Here is a 17349-nt window from a genome sequence, read left to right on the forward strand (position 1 = left end):
TCGGTCGGACGCGCCGCGCGGGGCGGCGCGTCGGCGTCACGCGTGCGCTTCGGCCGCGTCGTCCTGTTTCTGCACCGCGCCGGGCGCCGCATGGCGGCTCGCCTTGCGCGGCAGGCCGAGGTGGTCGCGCAGCGTGCTGCCCGGCAGGTCGCGGCTGTAGCGGCCGCGTGCCTCGAGCACCGGAATCACGAGGTCGACGAAGTCGTCGACGCCCTGCGCCTGCACCGCGAAGCCGAGGATGAAGCCGTCGCCGGCGCCGGCGTCGTGCCAGCGGATCAGCTCGTCGGCGACATGCTCGGCCGTGCCGATGAAGTTCGGGCGCGGCGTCGCGACGGCGAGCGCCGTCTCGCGCAGCGTGAGCTGCTTGCGCTTCGCGTCGGCCTTGATCCGGTCGGTGGTCGAGCGAAAGCTGTTGCGGCCGATGTCGCCGAGTTCGGGGAACGGCGCGTCGAGCGCGTACTGCGTGAAATCGTGGTGATCGAAATAGCGGCCGAGATACGCGAGCGCCTCGTCGATCGTCAGCAGGTCGCGGATCGCCTGATATTTGTCTTCCGCTTCGGCGGCCGTGCGGCCGACGATCGGGCCGACGCCGGGGAAGATCTTCACGTCGCCGGGCTGCCGCCCGTGCTCGACCGCGCTCTGCTTCACGCGCCGCGTGAACGCGGCCGTTTCGTCGAGCGACGGCGAATGCGTGAACACGGCATCCGCATACTTGCCCGCGAGTCCGATGCCGGTGTCGGACGAGCCGGCCTGGAAGATCACCGGCTGCCCCTGCGGCGAGCGCTGGATGTTAAGCGGGCCCGCGACCTGGAAGAAGCGGCCGTGATGGTCGAGCGTGTGGAGCTTGTCGCGATCGAAGAAGCGCCCGGTCGCGCGGTCGCGCACGAACGCGTCGTCGTCCCAGCTGTCCCACAGCCCCTGCACGACGTCGAGGTATTCGTCGGCGATCTCGTAGCGCAATGCGTGCTCGGGATGCGCCTTGCCGAAATTCTTCGCGGTGCCTTCGAGCGGCGTCGTCACGACGTTCCAGCCCGCGCGCCCGCCGCTGATCGCGTCGAGCGACGCGAGCTGGCGCGCGACCGTGAACGGCTCGCTGTACGACGTCGAGATCGTGCCCGCGAGCCCGATCTTCTTCGTCGCGACCGCGAGCGCCGACAGCACGGTCAGCGGCTCGAAGCGGTTCAGGAAGTGCGGGATCGACTTCTCGTTGATGTAGAGGCCGTCCGCGACGAACGCGAACGCGATGCCGGCGGCTTCCGCCTTGCGCGCGATGCCGATCGCGAAGTCGAGGTTGATGCTCGCGTCCGGCGGATTGCTCGGGTGCCGCCAGGCGTTCATGTGGCTGCCTGCGCCTTGCAGCATCAGGCCGAAGGGAATCGATCGTCGGGTCGTCATGGGGGCGTCACGCGTTCTGGTCGGGGTAAAGGGAACGTTCGGCCGAAAGGGCCGCGCGCACGGGCGTGATCGACTGCGCGCCGCCGAGCCACTCGGCCGACGCGAGCCGCGCCGCGTAATCGGTCACCGGCGAGTCGATCACGAATGCGTCGACGTCGAGCCGCCGGCTCAACGCATCGAGCGCGCGATGCACGCGCTCGGGCGTATCGGCCAGCACGGTCGGGCGCAGCTCGTCGATCCGGTAGTCGGACGCGCCGCTTTGCCGCGCGAATTCCGCCGCGGCCTGCGCGCTCGCCAGGTTGAAGCTCTGACCGCCGGCGAACTGCAGCCGGAAGATCTTCAGCGGCCCGATCAGCTGCTCGGCCTCGTCGCGGGTCGGCGCGGCGACCGCGTACAGCGCGACGAGCGCGCGCGTGCCGCCCGCGTCGCGATACGCAGCCAGCGAGCGCTCGAGGTTCGCGTCGTCGCCGTTGAAGTGCCCCGCGTAGCAGAAGCGCCAGCCGTGGCGCGCGGCGAGCGCGCCGCTGTCGGGCGAGCCACCGAGCAGGATGCGCTCGGGCGCGTGCGGCGGCACCGGCAGCGCGACTGCGCCGGCGAGCGGATGATCTTCGGCGACGCCCCAGCCGAGAAACGCGTCGAGCGCCGCGAGCTGGCCCGCGAAGTCGGGCTTGTTCGCCTTGTCGTGAAACCACTGCAGCGCGCGCGTGGTGAGCGGCAGCCCGCCGGGCGCCTTGCCGATGCCGAGATCGACGCGGCCCGGCCCGAGCGCGGCGAGCAGCCTGAACGACTCGGCGACCTTGAACGGGCTGTAGTGCTGCAGCATCACGCCGCCCGAGCCGACACGAATGCGCGACGTGTGCGCGAGCAGGTGCGCGACCACGATCTCGGGCGCGGAACTCGCGAAGCCCGGCGCGCCGTGATGCTCGGCCACCCAGAAGCGCTCGTAGCCGAGCTGTTCCGCGCGCTGCGCGAGGGTCGTCGTGAAGCGCAGCGCGTCGGCGGCGGTCGTGCCGTCGGCGATCGGGCTCTTGTCCAGCAATGAAAGCGAATAAGACATGGTGTTCGGCGCTCCTGCGCAACGCGTGGAAGGGGGCGCTCAGATCTTCGGCAGGCCCGGCGGATTCGTGCGCGACTGGTCGATCGCTTCCGATGCGAGGTTCCAGCGCTCCAGGATCTGCTGGTAGCGGCCGTTCTTGATCAGCCCGTTCAGCGCGACCGTCAGCGGATCGGCGAGCCCGCTGCCGCGGCGTGTCGCAATCGCGATGTCGGCCGTGCGCGGCCAGCCGCCGCTGATCGCGCCGACGAGCCGCGTCTTGCCTTGCTGCGCGCTCTGGTACGCGAGCACCGAGTTCACGCTGAACACGGCATCCGCGCGGCCCGACTGCACGGCGACGATCCGCATCGCCTGGTCGTCGTAGTACTGGACCTGCACGGGCTTCAGGCCGTGGGCGACGTTCTCGCGGTCCCACGCGAGCAGGATCTTTTCCTGGTTGGTGCCGGCGTCGGTCACGATGCGCAGCCCCGCGACGTCCTTCGGCTCGCGGATCGACTGGATCCTGCTGTCGTTGCGCACGTAGAAGCCGACCTGGTCCTTGCGGTAGGTCGAGAAATCGAACTTCTGCTTGCGCTCCTCGGTGACGGTGACGTTCGAGATCACCGCGTCGACCTTCCCCGATTCGAGCGCGAGCGGCCAGTCGGCCCACGCGAGCGGGACGATCTTCAGCTTGCGGCCAAGGCTGTCGGACACGAGCTGGCCGACGTCCGCGTCGAAGCCGATCACCGTGCGCGCGTCGGTCGCATACGAGCTGATCGGCGGCAGGCTCGGCGCGACGCCGATCGTCAGCGTGCCGGCTTCGGCGAACTTGAACGACGCGGGCACCGCGCGTTCGACGGCCGCATCGGCCGTGCCGCGCGGGCGACCGCGCTGCTCGGGGCTCAGGTCGAAGGTCGCGGCGGCCGCGGCGATCGCGGTGACGCCAATCAGCGCGGCGGCCAGCGTGCGCAGCACGCGCGGTGTGAAGGGTACGGCTCGTTGCATGGATGCGTCCTGTCGTTGTCGTGTCGTTGTGTGTCGCGGGAAACGGAGTCGGATGAAGCGGCGGTTCAGCGCGGCAGCACCGGTTCGGGGAGCGGCGCCCACAGATCGGCGAGCGTCGACGTGCGCGACGGATCGGCGAGATCCTTGCCGAAGCGCAGGTGGAAATACGCTTCGGGGTCGATCGACGAATCGAACAGGCGCGTATAGCCGGTGCGGTCGTACAGCGCCCATGCTTCGGGCTGACGAAAGCCGGTGGTCAGGTACACGCGTCGATAACCCTGCTGCGCGGCGCGCTGCTCGAGGGCGTCGACGATCACGCGTGCGAGCCCCTGGCGGCGCAGGTCCGCGCGGGTCCAGATGCGTTTGAGTTCGGCCGTCTGCGCGTCGTAGCGCTTGAAGGCGCCGCCGCCGATCGTTTCGCCGTCGCGCAGCAGCAGCACGAACGCGCCTTCGGGCGGCGCGAACTGCTCGGCCGGGTAGCGCGCGAGTTCGTCGCGGGCGGACGCGCGGCTGTCGGGGCGGTACGCGTCGTAGCGCGTCGCGTATTCGTCGATGAGCGCGTCGATCAGCGGCTGGGCGCGGACATCGAGCGGTGTCGTGTCGATGATGCGGTCGTTCGTGGCCATGGGCATCGCGAAGGGCGCGCGATGCGGACATTCCTGGCGGGGGCGGGGCACACGGCCCGTCCGGTCGGTTCCGTTATCGCGACGCGGTTGTCGTGATGACGGCGGCCGCTCGGTGTCCTGCGAGACATCCGGCGTGCCGCCGCCGTTTGGAACACGTTAGCGGTGCGGCCGGCAAAGACGAACGAAGCAATTGCGATAAGGATTTCGCGGCGGAGGTCAGAAGGCTTGCAGCGGGAGTGGGGTGGGGCGAACGCGCGTCAGCGCGACGCCCCGCCGTCGCGGGCGAGGGCCCGCGACGACGACGAAGTCAGGCTGCTGCCGCCTGATGAATCGAGTCGTGCCGATCGCCACCCAGGATATCGACAAGATCGGTCAGCATCCGCCCCAATTCACCCGTCATCAGCGTGACATCCGAGTCGAAGCGTTCATCGTCATTTTGCGCAGTGGGATCCGCCGCCTCCTTGATTACGTCGAGCGGCGTGACACGCTTGATCGTCAGCGACGGTGTCAGCACGAATGAGATTCGGTCATTCCAGGTCATCGCGAGGCGCGTGCATTGTTTGCCGGTTTCGATGTGCCGGCGCATGTCGTTCGCTTCCAGCGCGTGGCCGACGTAGCGCACCGTGGCGCCACCTTGGTCGCTCGAGCGCAACTCGGCGTCCTGGTCCACGGTGAAGCCGCCCGGCGCCTCGCCGGACAGCAGCCAGTCCGTCATCGCTGCCACCGGCGAACGGGCCACATGAACACCGGCGAGCGGCAACGGGTCGATCGATTTGATGAGCAGGCTGCGAACGTCGTCGGCAAGTGCCTGTGCAGCCGCATCGATGACGAGCCAGCCGTTCGCCGTATCGATCCACACGCGGGTATCGCGACGAATGCTGAACGCGCGCGGCAGCAGTTCGTCGGTAACCTGCTCCTTGAGTTCGCGCAGTTGTTTCCGGCCGACCTTGAAACCCTGCTGCTCCTCGACTTCAAGCGCACGCGCTTTGGTGACTTGATTGACGACCGATGCCGGGAGCAGCTTCTTTTCGGCACGAAACAGCAGCAGCATCTGGCGGTTGATCGAATACACGAGCGCGCCGTCGTCACGCGGCGAAGCCCATCCGACGCGCTGCATTTCGACGCTGCTGCCCGGCTGGAACGCGTGGGGCGCCAGCCATTTTTCCATCTGGTCGGGGGTCACGGCCCAAGGTGCCGGAAGACGGTGAAGCTGAAGGTTCTTGAACCACATAGGGGGGGCGGGCAAAGCGCGTCATTCTATCTGACGCTGACGGTTCCCGGCCAATTCCAATCGTTCGACAACATCGCGAAGATCGCCGACGCAGAGCCGTTGCGCGAACTGGCGGGCCGTTCAACGTCCACATGCAGCATCGGAACGGCGCCGGGCTGAAATCGACGAGAAAGAGCCAATTGAAGGCGGTATCGAGATTGGCGACAATGAATGCCATTCCAACAGAGGGCAAAAAATAATGATGAATTCCGGCGACGGCCTGACCAGTCCAGCGCGGCTCCTGCGACTCGCGTCATGGGCAATTGCGATCATCTTCGCGGTCTTTCTGAACATGCTCGGCGGTCTTGTGATCCGCGACATGGCGTTCGCGCCGAGCGGCGGTCCGCCCGTCATCGAGCAATTCGCCGATACTCAGGCAAAGGCGCGGCTGGACGCGGCGCGGCGCGGTCTGCAGGCGCAGCACGACGCGCTTGTCGAGAAGGCCGACACAATGGAAGTGGCGCGCGGCCGCGCCGCGAAGGAGTACGCGGCCGAGAAGGAAAGTTTCCGCAACTGGCTGGCAACCCGCTCGGTGACAGGAGACAGCGCGAGGAACCCGGACATTCTGGCCAGAACGCACAAGCTTGATACGCTCCAGGCCGTGGTGGTCAATTGGCAGCATCAGATCGATGCGATCGGCGACCAGCAACGGGCACTGAGCTCGCAGCAGACTCAAGTGGACACGCAAATCGCCGAAGCGAACGCGGCAGCCGAACGGCGCTTCGACGAGGCAACACGGCACTACGAGATGCAGGTGTTCGGCCTTCGGCTGGCGCTGACGTTACCGATACTGCTGGTTGCGATCTGGCTGTTCATCCGCTACCGCAAGGTGCGCTACTGGCCTTTCGTGTATGGTTTTGGCCTGTTTGCACTGAGCGCGTTTTTCATTGAATTGGTTCCGTACCTGCCGAATTTTGGCGGCTATGTCCGGGTTCTGGTCGGCATTGCACTCACGGTATTCGCCGGCCTTTACATGATGAAGGCATTTCAGCGCTATGCCGAACGCAAACGGCTCGAATTGCAGCAGGATCAGGGCGCACGCGCGCGCACGATCGGATACGAAAAAGCCGTTCGGTCACTCGAAAAAAAGCGCTGCCCGTCATGCGACAAACAATGGAATCTCGGCGGCGACGATTCCACGTTCTGCGTACATTGCGGATTGCGGCTTTTCAATGTATGCGAATGCGGCGGCCGGAATTTCTTCTTCTTCCCGCATTGCCATCAATGCGGTGCCGCGCAGGGAAACGAGTCACCCGGCTGACGGTCGGCATTTGCACGGCGCCGGCGTACGACGGTTGTGACGCGTTGTCGATATGCCTCGCGGGGGCCGGTTGCGCCAGTCGCGATCACGCGATGACACGCGGCGGCGTTGACGCCTCCGCCAGCTGAAACAGGCAATCGCCACGCTGCACCTGCGCCGGCACGCGCTTGCACACCACTTCGCCGTCGCCCTTGAAGCGATACAGCACCGGTTCGCGCAGCGGCGTATCGGGGAAGTGCACCCACGCGGCCGGCTGTCCGGCCTTTACCTGGTCGCCGAGTTCGACGAGCGGTTCATACAGCCCGCGTTCGTACGCATAGACGAAGTGGCGATCGCCGTCGACGCGCAGGAAGCGCGTGACGGTCGGCGGCGCGTCGGGCACGAGCGCGCCCTGCAGCAGGCCGATATGGCCGAGGTAGTGCAGCAGCCCGTGGCGGCCGAGCCGGATCAGCGACGGATCGGCCATGCCCGCACCGCCGAGTTCGGTGACGATCGAAATCGCGCCCTGTCGGCGCGCGGCCGAGGCCGAATGTACCGGGTTCGGCGCGTGCAGCAGCGCGTTCGGCAACCCGAACGCGACGAGCAGCCCGTTGAGCTTCTCCGCCTCGTCGTCGTCGAGCGGGTCGATCGCGAGCATGTTGCCGCCCTGGTACAGCAACGAGCTGCCGCCCGAATGCAGGTCGACCAGATACTGCGCGCGCGACAGCAGCGCATGCTCGATGTAGTGGGCGATCATCTGCGTCGGCGTGCCGGTCGGGTCGCCGGGGAAGCTGCGGTTCAGGTTGCCCTCGTCGAGCGGCGACACGCGCTGGCCCGCGTCAGCCGCGGGGAAGTTCGCCATCGGCAGCAGGATCAGTTGCCCGCTGACCATCTCCGGGTCGATCTCGCGGATCAGCTGCGACACGATGATCTGGCCTTCGTATTCGTCGCCGTGATTGCCGGCCATCACGAGCGCGACCGGGCCGTCGCCGTTGCGGATCGACGCGATCGGGATCGGCAGCCAGCCGTACGCGGAGCGATGCACGGAATGCGGCAAGCGCAGGTAGCCCGCATGCTTGCCTTGCGCATCGAGATCGATTTCGCAGTGGATGGGATTTCGGTGTGACGAAGAGGAGGAGGCGGTCATGGCGACATCGTTCGAAGAACGGGAGTCTGCCATCTTATCGGGAAACGGCCGTTGCGCGGCGCGGCGCGGGGCAGGCGATGCCACACACCGTCAACCGGCCCATGCGCGAAGGCGCGACATGCGCCGCCGGAGCGGCCGCCCGCGATGTTGCAGCGCTGATACGCATGCCGGCGTATCAGTTGGCCGCCCGCGCACGCGGGGTTGCGCATCAGCCCTTGCCGCGACAGGGCCGGCGCGCGGGATCGCGTCAGCGACCCAACGTTTCAGCTTCGATACGGCCTTCTTCCCACAGCGCCCAGAAACGGCTGCCGGCGCGATACGGATTCGCGCGCCGCGCCGCGTGATCGGTGATGCCCTGGCGAAATGCGCCGTATAGCGTCAGCGGCGGGCTGTCGACGCACGCGGCCTCACGAACGGCGGGCGGGCGGTGCTCGGAGACGAGCCGCCGGATCAGCGCGGCGCCGTCGATCACGTCCAGTGGATCGATCGTTTCCGCGCGGCTGATGACTTCGACGGTATTCATGTTGGGCTCCCCGACGTCGTGTTTCCCTGTCAAGGAGCAATAAGAGTGCCAGCGACGAAATGCCGCGCGCCGCAGCGCACCGCCGCGATCGTGCGGGCTTCTGCGGCGAACGGGGCGCGCGGCGCGGGCCGATGTTACGGAACACGTCACGTGACATGGCCGCGCGTGGCGAAACACATGTGCACATGGGCCGGCCCATGCAACCCGTTTCGGAAATGAATCGCTGGAATGAACGGAGATTCGGAGATTCGGAGATTCGGAGATTCGGAGATTCGGAGATTCGGAGATTCGGAGATGCGGAGATTCGGAGATGCGGAGATTCGGAGATGCGGAGATGCGGAGATGCGGAGATGCGGAGATGCGGAGATGCGGAGACCCGCGACGCGCTTGCTCAGTTCGCGGTCGCCGGCGCCACGCGGCGGCTTCCCGCCGAATAGAAGCGGTAGATCCCCTTGCCGCCCGACTTCGCGTCGTACAGCGCGCTGTCGGCCTGTCGGATCAGTTCGTCGGGCGAGCCGTGTCCGTCGTCGAGCGCGATGCCGATGCTGATCCCGAGGCTGACGGTCGAGCCGATCGACAGCGTGTACGGCGCCGAAATCTGCCGGATGATGCGCGCGGCGAGGATCGAGCACGCCTGCATCGTCGTGTCGTCGATCGCGACGACGAACTCGTCGCCGCCGATGCGAGCCGCCAGCTCGCCGGGCGGCAGCGTCTTGCCGAGCCGCTCGGCGACCTGCGTGAGCACTTCGTCGCCGGCCTGGTGGCCGAACCGGTCGTTGATCGCCTTGAAGCCGTCGAGGTCGAGATACATGACGGCGAGCGCGGGGCTCGGCATGCGCGGCCGGTGCGCGAGCCTGCGCCTGAGTTCCGCATGCAGTTCGTGGCGGTTCGGCAAGCCGGTCAGCGCATCGTGCCGCGCGAGGTGCCGGATGTGCTGCTCGGCGCGGCGGCGCGTGGTGACGTCCTCGACGATGACCACCGCGTTGCCGTCCGGGACGCGATGGCGCGTCAGTTCGAGCTGGCGACCGTCGGCGAGCGCGATGTCGAGCGGCACGGGTTCGTCGCGGTTCAGCCACACCGCGCACTGCGCGGCGAGGCCAGTCTGGCCGGGATCGGTCTCAGCGTTCGCGCCGAGCGCCGCGATCACGTCGGGCAGCGGGGTGTCCAGCATGATCTCGCGCGGCGAGCCGAACAGCTGCGCGGTGCGCCGGTTCGCGACGATCACGCGGCTTTCGCCGTCGATCATGCACAGGCCGTGCGGCATGTAGGTGAGTGCGGCATCGAAGCGCGCGACGAGCTCGGCGTTGCGCTGGCGCGCGGCGATCAACGCGACCAGCACGCGGTAATGGCGCTGCACGACCGTGCGCATCGCCGCGAGATAGATCACGAGCGGCGGCAGCAGCAGCCACGCGTCGGGCCGGCGGGCCAGCAGCGCGCCGACGCCAATCGGCAGCACGCCGAGCGTGACCTGCGTCATCGCGAGCCGCGGCAGCGCCGAATTGCGCGACGCGATCCCGCCGAATACGCCGCCCGCGACCATCACCGACAGCGTGCCGAGCTCGGCATCGGACGCATCCACGCAACCCATCACGCCGAGGCCGAGCAACAAGCACGCGGCGAGCGACACGGGCGCATAGTGCCGCGCGAAGTATTCGGCGCGATCGTCGCCGGCGGCACGGCGTACCGCATACGCGCGTGCGATCGCGAGCCGCGCGGCAAGCAGGCCGACGTCGACGACGAGCCACACGAAACACCAGAGTTGCTGCAGACGGATCAGCGCGATCGCCGCGACGAACGCGCTGGCGACGCCGGACAGCGCCATCGGGCGCACGTCCTCGAACAGCGTGCCGAGCATCGACGGACGCAGTGCGGCCGTCACGCGGTGATTGCCGCTGGGGGGAGTGGCGAGAACGGCGTTCAGGAGGCGCGCCTTGACTGCCATGGCTCTTTTGACCTCGACACGATGCGACTCATCGCCGGGATGACCGGCGAGCCGGATGCGCACGACATTACCATGAAACACCGGCCGCGCGTGCCGTGCGGCGGGCGTCGGCGGGTAGTCGTAAACCACCCTTGCGGGCGCGTTGCGGATTCGGCGGCGCATGGGCAGGATCGTTGCCGACGGGACGATGTCGAGCGGCCGCCGCGACCGCGCACCGCAGCCCGGCCGAATCTCGTTATAAGAAATTCAATAAGTAATTCATGCGAGAAATACTATAGGCGATATATCGAAAACAATGCCAGAATGCGCGCCGCTCCGAACGCCGCGACACCCGATCGCCGTACGAGCCGCATCAGGAGGTTCCCCCACATGCACAACCACGGCCTGTCACGGCGGGGTTTTCTGAAAGCCAGCGTGCTGGCGGGCGTCGCGGTCTACGTCGCGCCCATCGGCAGCCGCGCGTTCGCGGCGCTCTTCGAAGAAAAACTCCTCACCCCGGTCAAATGGGATAGCGTCACCGGCATCCCCCAATTCCGCATCGACGGCATCGCGAAGGTCACGGGCTCGAAAGTGTTCGCCCGCGACGTGCGCGCGGCCGACATGCCGCACTGGCCGCAGCAGCAGTCGCACGCGCTGATCCTGCGCGTCACGCAGGCCGATCGTCTCTACGAAGGCTTCGACCTGTCGCTGCTCGGCGACGAACTGAAGCCGGACCGCGTCGTCACCGCCGACGATCTCGCGCGCGACGGCGTCGCGTTCCCGACGTTCTACGGCGACGACATGCTGTTGCCCGCCGGCAAGACGCCCGCGTATCTCGGCCATGCGGTCGCGATCCTCATCTACCACGACTTCGCGCGCTTTCGCTTCGCGAAGAACGCGCTCAAGTTCCGCGACGACGTGATCCGCTACGGCGCGGTCACGGGCCCGCTCGAGCGCGATCCGTGGGGCACGTTCCGCTACGTGCGGGTGGGCGGCAAGACGGCCTACGACGACGATGTCTACTCGAGCCTGAAGGACGCGCCGATCTTCCCGAGCATGATGCGCAAGCACCTGCCGGTCTGGCCGGACGGCAAGGAACACGGCAAGCTCGACGAGCAGGGGATGTTCCTGGCCGGCCAGATCGCCGCCGAACTCGATCGTCCGTCGGCCGACTGGCTCGTGTTCGAGCGCGAGTACAACACGCAGTCGGTCGATACCGCCGCGCTCGAACCCGACAACGCGAACTGCTGGTACGACGCCGCGACGCAGTCGATGCACCTCGTCGTGCCGACCCAGTCGCCGCTCGAAGTGGCGGAGAACGCGGCCGCGATGGTCGCGAAATGCCGCTTCCCGGTGAAGAAGCTGTTCGTGCATCCGTGCTACACGGTCGGCTACGGCTCGAAGGATCACTGCAACGTGCCGTTCTACGGCCTCGTCTGCGCGCTGTACGCGGACGGCCGCCCGGTGCGGTTCGCGAACGACCGCTACGAGCAGTTCCAGACGTCGCTGAAGCGTCACGCGTTCAAGATGCACTACCGGATCGCGGTCGATCGCAACACGGGCCTCCTGCAGTCGTTCAAGGGCGACTTCGAGGCGAACGGCGGCGGGCGCTCGAACTTCTCGCCGTCGGTCGCGATGGTCGGCGCGACGGCCGCGCAATCGATCTACTACTTTCCGAAGAGCGACCTTGCGGCGGTCGCGATCGCGTCGCGCGCGATCGATGCCGGCTCGGCTCGCGGCTACGGCACGCTGCAGAGCATGGCCGCGACCGAGATGGCCGTCGACGAAATCGCCGCGCAACTGAACCTCGACCCGATCGATTTCCGCCTGCGCAACGCGCTGCGCTCGGGGATGAAGAACACGCAGGGCGCGATTCCCGCCGGCGCGCTGCGCGTCGAGGAGGTGCTGGAACGCGCGAAGCAGCATCCGCTGTGGACGCGTCGTGCAGCGCGCAAGGCCGAATTCGAGGCCGCGAACCCCGGCAAGCGCTACGGCGTCGGCTTCGCGTGCGTGCAGAAGGATTTCGGCACGGGCGCCGAGGCCTCGTTCGCGAAGGTCGAATTCGACGAGAACGGCAAGGTGTCGCTGCATCACACGGCCGCCGAGATTGGCACCGGGATGTCGACGTCGCAGGCCGTCGCGGTCGCGAAGTGGCTCGGCCGCCCGGCGACGGACGTGCGCGTCGCGCTGACCGAATGGCCGGACTTGCCGATCGAGACGAGCGGCGATCCGTATCTGATGTCGCAGGCCGACCAGGATCGCCTGAGCGCGAATCCGCGCTGGTCGCCGAGCTACGCGTCGCCGTCGAGCGCGACGAACTCCGCGTACTACTTCACGCACAGCACGCGCGAAGCCGCGCGCGCGGTGTTCCGCTACGGGCTGTGGCCGGCCGCGATGTCGATCTGGACGCGCGGCCTCGGCGGCGGCCAGGCCGCGCCTTACGCGATCCGCATCGAGGACGCGCGCTGGGTCGACGGCAAGCTGACCGCCGACGGCCTCGAGCCGCTGACGTTCGAGCAGCTCGCGAAGCAGGCGCATGCGCTCGGCCTGCCGACCGGCGCCGTCGTGCACGTGTTCAACCGCTGGCAGTGGACCGACGCCGAGTTCGAAGTGGGCGGCATGGTCGATCGTCTGCCGGTCGATGGATTGTCGTTGCGCGTCGGCGCGCCGAAAACGGGCGACGCCGGCCCGCTGCCCGGCACCGCCGCGCCGGCCGGCGCGACCACGATGCGCGGCACGCTGGCGCCGACCGCGAACGGCTACCGCGTGCTGGACCGCAAGCGCGTGTTCATTCCGCCGACGAGCCGCAACAACGCGGCCGTCACGTACTACACGGCGGTCGGCACGCTCGTCGAGCTGGCCGTGCACGAAGCGACCGGCAAGGTCGAGCTGCTCACGCATCACTCGATCATGGAGTGCGGCAACCAGATTTCGCCGCAGCTCGTGTCGGGCCAGTTGCAGGGCGGCCTCGCGATGGGCATCGGCCATGCGCTGCACGAGGCGCTGCCGCTTTACGAGGACGGCCCCGGCAACGGCACGTGGAATTTCAACCGTTATCAGCTGCCGCGCGCGACCGACGTCGCCGTGTGGTCGCAGACGGGCGACATCCTGCCGCCGCTGTCCGAGACCGATCCGCCGAAGGGCGTCGCCGAAGTGGTGATGATCCCCGTCGTCGGCGCGATCGTGAACGGCATCGCGCACGCGATCGGCCATCGTTTCACCGATTTGCCGGTGACCCCGCAAAAGATTCAGGAGGTGCTCGCATGACGACCGCCCAAACCGCGGCTTCGGCCGCGAGCGCCAGCGCGGCTGCGACCGCTGCATCCGCGCCGAACGCGGCCTCGGCCGCGCCGGCATCCGCATCCGCCGCGCCCGCTGCCGCGCCGGCCGCCGTCGAGCGTCCGCTCGTCCGGTTCCGACAGAAACCGCTGTCGGTGAACATCAACGGCAAGTCCGTCGGCCCGATGCAGGTGCCGGAAGGGCTGATGATGATCGAGTTCCTGCACGAGTACGCAGGCCTCACCGGTTCGCGGCTCGGCTGCGGGCAGGGCGTCTGCCACGCGTGCGTCGTGATCGTCGACCAGCCGGACGGCACGAGCGAGGAGATGCGCACCTGCATCACCGGCGCGCACTTCTTCCACGGCCGTTCGATCCGCACGATCGAGGGCCACGCGAAGCGCAACGACGCGGGCGAGGTGGTCGAGCTGTCGCCGATCCAGCAGAAGTTTCTCGAGCATTTCAGCTTCCAGTGCGGCTACTGCACGCCGGGCTTCGTCAATGCGGCGACGGTGCTGATCGAGCGCCTGAAGCGCGAGCCGATCGCGAAGGCCGACGTCGAGCGCACGATCACCGACGCGTTGAACGCGCACCTCTGCCGCTGCACAGGTTACGTGCGCTACTACGCAGCCGTGAAGGACGTGATTTTGACGACGCCGGGACTCGTGAAGGACGCCGCATGAAACGCACATTCGCTCATCGAGCCGTGCGGGCCGCAGGCTTGCCCGCACTCGCGGCCATCTGCGCGCTGCTGCTCGCCGCCTGCGGCGGCCATGACGCGCCGGTCTCGAGCGCGGCGTCCGGCGCGCCCGGCGCCGACCAAGTTGCGCGCGGCCGCTATCTCGTCAAGGCCGCGGACTGCGCGGCGTGTCACACCGCGAAGGACGGCGCGCCGTTCGCCGGCGGTGCGCCGCTCGAATCGCCGTTCGGCACGTTCTACGGGTCGAACATCACACCCGACAAGGATCACGGGATCGGCAGCTGGAGCGCGGACGACTTCTACGCCGCGCTGCACGACGGCAAGGCGCCGGGCAAGCGGCTGTATCCATCGATGCCGTACACGTCATACCGGCAGCTCACGCGTGCCGATAGCGACGCGATGTACGCGTACCTGAAGACGGTGAGGCCGGTCGCGCAGGAAAACCGCGCGCACGCACTCAAGTTCCCGTACAACCTGCGCTTCGGCATGGTGTTCTGGGACATGGTGTTCCTGAAGGACAGCCTGCCCGACGCGTCGAGCGGCCGGTCCGCCGACTGGCAGCGTGGCCGCTATCTGGCGGGCGCGCTCGGCCATTGCGCGGAATGCCACACGCCGCGCGCGTTCACCGGTCAGCTCGACGACGCGAAGCCGTTCGCGGGCGCCGCGCTCGGCCGGGTGGCCGCGCCGGACATCACGCCGGCCGGCCTCGCCGCGCGCGGCTGGACGGGCGCCGACCTGCAGACGTTCTTCGGCGTCGGCATCGCGCCGCAAGGCTCGGCGTTCGGGGAAATGTATCCGGTCGTGCACCTGAGCACGCAGACCATGACGAAGGACGACCTGCGCGCGCTGTCCGTGTACCTGCTCGGCGATACGCCGCCGGCGCCGCAGCCGGTGAAGCCGGTGAAGCCGGTGTCGGCCGACGCCGCGCAGCTCGCGGCCGGCCGCTCGGTGTATCTCGCGGTGTGCGCGGGTTGTCACGGCTTGAACGGCGAAGGCAAGCCGCACGTGGCGGTGCCGATGAACGGCAATTCGACGCTGCGTCAGGGCGACTCGCGCAACCTGCTGGTCGCGATGCTCGACGGCATCGACGAGCAGAAGTTCGCCGGCTTCGAAAACCTGCAGCCGATGCCGGGTTTCGCGCATACGCTGAGCGACGACGAACTCGCGCAGCTCGCGAACTACCTGCGCGCGACGTGGGGCGGCCAGCCCGCGAACGTCACGCCGGCCGCCGTTAAGGCCATGCGTCAGTAAGTCGTGCGGCGCAGCGGGGCGCCGCGCGCGAGACGGCCGGTTTCCGGCTGCGCTCGCGCACGACGCTCCGCCCGCATCTGTCCGGCGGCGCTTCAGTAGCCGCCGCCCCCTCCGCCGCCACCACCACCTCCGCTGCCGCCCGCGCCGCCATACCGGCTCATGCCGGCTCCTTGCGATACGCCGCCGCCCGACGACGTACATCCCGCCGACAGCACCAGCATCAGCGCCGCGAGCAGTGCCGCGGCCAGTCTTGCCGATTTCATTTCACTCTCCTTGCACCGCGCAGGCCGCGCGGCCGCGCGCTTCGCATGAACCGGCGCCGCGCGAAGACGAAACGTTTCCGGCGCGCGGTTTATTCAGTGCTTTTTGCGTATCGGCGCGTATCGGTGTGCGTCGCCTGCCGGTGCCGGATCAGCTGCCCGGCACGGCGGCTTGGTACACTCCGGCTCGCCGCCATTCCGATTCCCACGACAAAAACCATGAGCCCCACTCGCGAGCATCCGCCGCGCAAATCATCGAGCCCGTCCAATCCGGTCGTGTTCGGCTGTCTCGCATTTACCTTCGGCGCGCCGCTGGTCGCGGCGCTCGTGTGGCCGGCCGTGATGCTGGTTGCATGGTCCGTGATCGACGGCCCGCACTGGGAGACGCTCGCACTCTGCGCAAGCATGGTGCTGTTGATCCTGGGCGCGTCGTTCTTCCTGGGCTATTTCCTGCCGGCGACGCTCGCGGGCGGCATCATGGGTGCGATCGGCACGCGCATCCGGCGGCGCTGGTTCGTGCTGCTGGGCACGATCGTCGGCACCGGTCTGATGGTCGGCTACGTGCTGCTGCAGTCTTATCTGCTGAATGATGGCGAAATCGGCGGGATCAACGTGATCGCGATACTCGATTCGATCTTGACGTCGGCCGTGATGTCGCACTGGCTGCATCGACGGCTCGAGCGCGCGCGTTCGAGTTGAAGCGGCGCGCCAGTGGGCGCCGTGCGTTCGACTGGTGACGGCCGGGACGATGGCGCGCACGAACCGACGTCATACGGCAACGCGCAGCCGGGGCGGGCGGTGCGCCCCGGCGATTCGCCGCATGAAAGGCCAGGGGGGATGCGTGGTCGCGATGCCGCCGTCGCGGCGGCATCCGGTCAACGATAGACGAGATCGGCGCGGCGGTTCTGCGCCCACGAATCTTCATCATGGCCGAGCGCGACCGGCTTTTCCTTGCCGAGGCTGACCGCTTCGAGTTGCGTCGCCTGAACGCCCAGCGTTTCGAGCGCGCTCATCACCGCTTGCGACCGGCGCTGGCCGAGCGCGAGGTTGTATTCGGACGTGCCGCGTTCGTCGGTGTTGCCCTGGATCAGCACGCGGCGCGACGGGTGGTTGCGCAGGTAGTCGGCGTGCGACTGCAGCAGAGACTGGAATTCCGGCTTCACCGAGTACTGGTCGAAATCGAAATAGACGCTGCGCTTGGCGAGCGGGCTGTTCGGATTGTTCAGATCGTCGGTCGTCACCGTGGCGACCGCTTCGCTCGAGGGTGTCGGCGCCATGCCGGCATTCTCGGGCGTTTTCGCCGCGTGGTGACAACCTGCCAGCAGGGCGAAAGCTGCCAGGACCGCAAACCGGTTCGTTTTGTTCATTGTGCTTCTCCTGCGGTTGACTGCGAGGAAAGCGTCGTGCGTGCCAAGCGGCAACGTCACGAATCCGACCGGCACGGCACGAAAAGTGCTGGCTCCCGTGCGCAATACGACGCGCTTTCGTAAGCCGGCGATGTGTCAAATGAAAGATTGTCTCGGCCGGAACGCCGATTTCACGGCGCCGCTGCAACTAGATTAGGAAAAATGTCACAGCGTGACCAGTTTCTCCGTCTATTTCACGCAACAACGACGCGGGACGCATTCTTGCTTGCGCGGGCGCAACAGGATCCGCTAGCGCGATGCGCGATTTCGGTGCGTGCGCATCGAGCTTGGCCGGA

The 17349-nt window shown here is 67.7% G+C and carries 16 protein-coding genes; 6 read left to right on the forward strand and 10 right to left on the reverse strand.

The window, feature by feature from the left end; all coding sequences use genetic code 11:
* Positions 1-36: 36 nt before the first annotated feature.
* The 5 genes from SB771_RS14620 to SB771_RS14640 all read right to left on the reverse strand — a co-directional run bounded on the left by SB771_RS14620 (position 37) and on the right by SB771_RS14640 (position 5290).
* Positions 37-1395 (reverse strand): LLM class flavin-dependent oxidoreductase, encoded by a 1359-nt coding sequence (locus tag SB771_RS14620; RefSeq protein ID WP_175659190.1) that lies wholly within the window; start codon positions 1393-1395, stop codon positions 37-39.
* Between the two features lie 7 nt (positions 1396-1402).
* On the reverse strand, positions 1403-2452 hold the full coding sequence (locus SB771_RS14625; protein ID WP_175659191.1) for an LLM class flavin-dependent oxidoreductase: 1050 nt from the start codon (positions 2450-2452) through the stop codon (positions 1403-1405).
* Positions 2453-2491: 39 nt separating this feature from the next.
* Positions 2492-3433 (reverse strand): ABC transporter substrate-binding protein, encoded by a 942-nt coding sequence (locus SB771_RS14630; RefSeq protein ID WP_175659192.1) that lies wholly within the window; start codon positions 3431-3433, stop codon positions 2492-2494.
* 65 nt (positions 3434-3498) lie between these two features.
* The gene (locus SB771_RS14635; RefSeq protein WP_006754410.1) at positions 3499-4059 is read right to left on the reverse strand and encodes a GNAT family N-acetyltransferase; all 561 of its coding nucleotides are present in this window, start codon (positions 4057-4059) and stop codon (positions 3499-3501) included.
* A 307-nt stretch (positions 4060-4366) separates the two neighbouring features.
* Positions 4367-5290 carry a recombination-associated protein RdgC gene (locus tag SB771_RS14640; protein WP_175659193.1) on the reverse strand — a complete coding sequence of 308 codons (924 nt, stop codon included), beginning with the start codon at positions 5288-5290 and terminating at the stop codon, positions 4367-4369.
* Here SB771_RS14640 and SB771_RS14645 point away from each other — a divergent pair.
* A complete protein-coding gene (locus SB771_RS14645) occupies positions 5264-5449 on the forward strand; it encodes a hypothetical protein (RefSeq protein WP_175658690.1) in 186 nt (61 codons plus the stop codon). The genes SB771_RS14640 and SB771_RS14645 overlap by 27 nt on opposite strands.
* 82 nt (positions 5450-5531) lie before the next feature.
* Entirely contained in the window at positions 5532-6590 is a 1059-nt protein-coding gene (locus SB771_RS14650) for a hypothetical protein (protein ID WP_410721189.1), read from the forward strand.
* A gap of 85 nt (positions 6591-6675) precedes the next feature.
* Here SB771_RS14650 and SB771_RS14655 read toward each other — a convergent pair whose 3' ends face one another.
* The 3 genes from SB771_RS14655 to SB771_RS14665 form a co-directional block, all read right to left on the reverse strand.
* Complete coding sequence (locus SB771_RS14655; protein ID WP_175659195.1) at positions 6676-7716, reverse strand: succinylglutamate desuccinylase/aspartoacylase family protein; 1041 nt, start codon at positions 7714-7716, stop codon at positions 6676-6678.
* Positions 7717-7963: 247 nt separating this feature from the next.
* Positions 7964-8239, reverse strand: coding sequence for a hypothetical protein (locus tag SB771_RS14660; protein WP_175659196.1), 276 nt, complete (start codon positions 8237-8239; stop codon positions 7964-7966).
* 391 nt (positions 8240-8630) lie between these two features.
* Complete coding sequence (locus SB771_RS14665; RefSeq protein WP_175659197.1) at positions 8631-10181, reverse strand: sensor domain-containing diguanylate cyclase; 1551 nt, start codon at positions 10179-10181, stop codon at positions 8631-8633.
* A gap of 369 nt (positions 10182-10550) precedes the next feature.
* On the opposite strand from SB771_RS14665, the gene SB771_RS14670 reads away from it, so the two are divergent.
* From SB771_RS14670 to SB771_RS14680, 3 genes are read left to right on the forward strand one after another with little or no spacing between them, the layout of a single operon-like run.
* Entirely contained in the window at positions 10551-13427 is a 2877-nt protein-coding gene (locus SB771_RS14670) for a xanthine dehydrogenase family protein molybdopterin-binding subunit (protein ID WP_175659198.1), read from the forward strand.
* Positions 13424-14119 (forward strand): (2Fe-2S)-binding protein, encoded by a 696-nt coding sequence (locus SB771_RS14675; RefSeq protein ID WP_410721804.1) that lies wholly within the window; start codon positions 13424-13426, stop codon positions 14117-14119. Before SB771_RS14670 ends, SB771_RS14675 begins: the two co-directional genes overlap by 4 nt.
* Positions 14116-15387, forward strand: a complete 1272-nt coding sequence (locus tag SB771_RS14680) for a cytochrome c (protein WP_175659200.1) — start codon at positions 14116-14118, stop codon at positions 15385-15387. The genes SB771_RS14675 and SB771_RS14680 overlap by 4 nt, the downstream gene beginning before the upstream one ends.
* A gap of 92 nt (positions 15388-15479) precedes the next feature.
* Here SB771_RS14680 and SB771_RS14685 read toward each other — a convergent pair whose 3' ends face one another.
* Positions 15480-15650, reverse strand: a complete 171-nt coding sequence (locus tag SB771_RS14685; RefSeq protein ID WP_175659201.1) for a hypothetical protein — start codon at positions 15648-15650, stop codon at positions 15480-15482.
* A 216-nt stretch (positions 15651-15866) separates the two neighbouring features.
* Between SB771_RS14685 and SB771_RS14690 the strand changes: the two genes are divergently transcribed.
* Complete coding sequence (locus SB771_RS14690) at positions 15867-16346, forward strand: hypothetical protein (RefSeq protein WP_175659202.1); 480 nt, start codon at positions 15867-15869, stop codon at positions 16344-16346.
* Positions 16347-16522: 176 nt separating this feature from the next.
* On the opposite strand, the gene pal is transcribed toward SB771_RS14690, so the two are convergent.
* Entirely contained in the window at positions 16523-17014 is a 492-nt protein-coding gene (gene pal / locus SB771_RS14695) for a peptidoglycan-associated lipoprotein Pal (protein ID WP_011658855.1), read from the reverse strand.
* Between the last annotated feature and the right edge of the window lie 335 nt (positions 17015-17349).

Source organism: Burkholderia sp. SIMBA_051, from assembly GCF_046534915.1.
Classification (GTDB): Bacteria; Pseudomonadota; Gammaproteobacteria; order Burkholderiales; family Burkholderiaceae; genus Burkholderia; species Burkholderia ambifaria.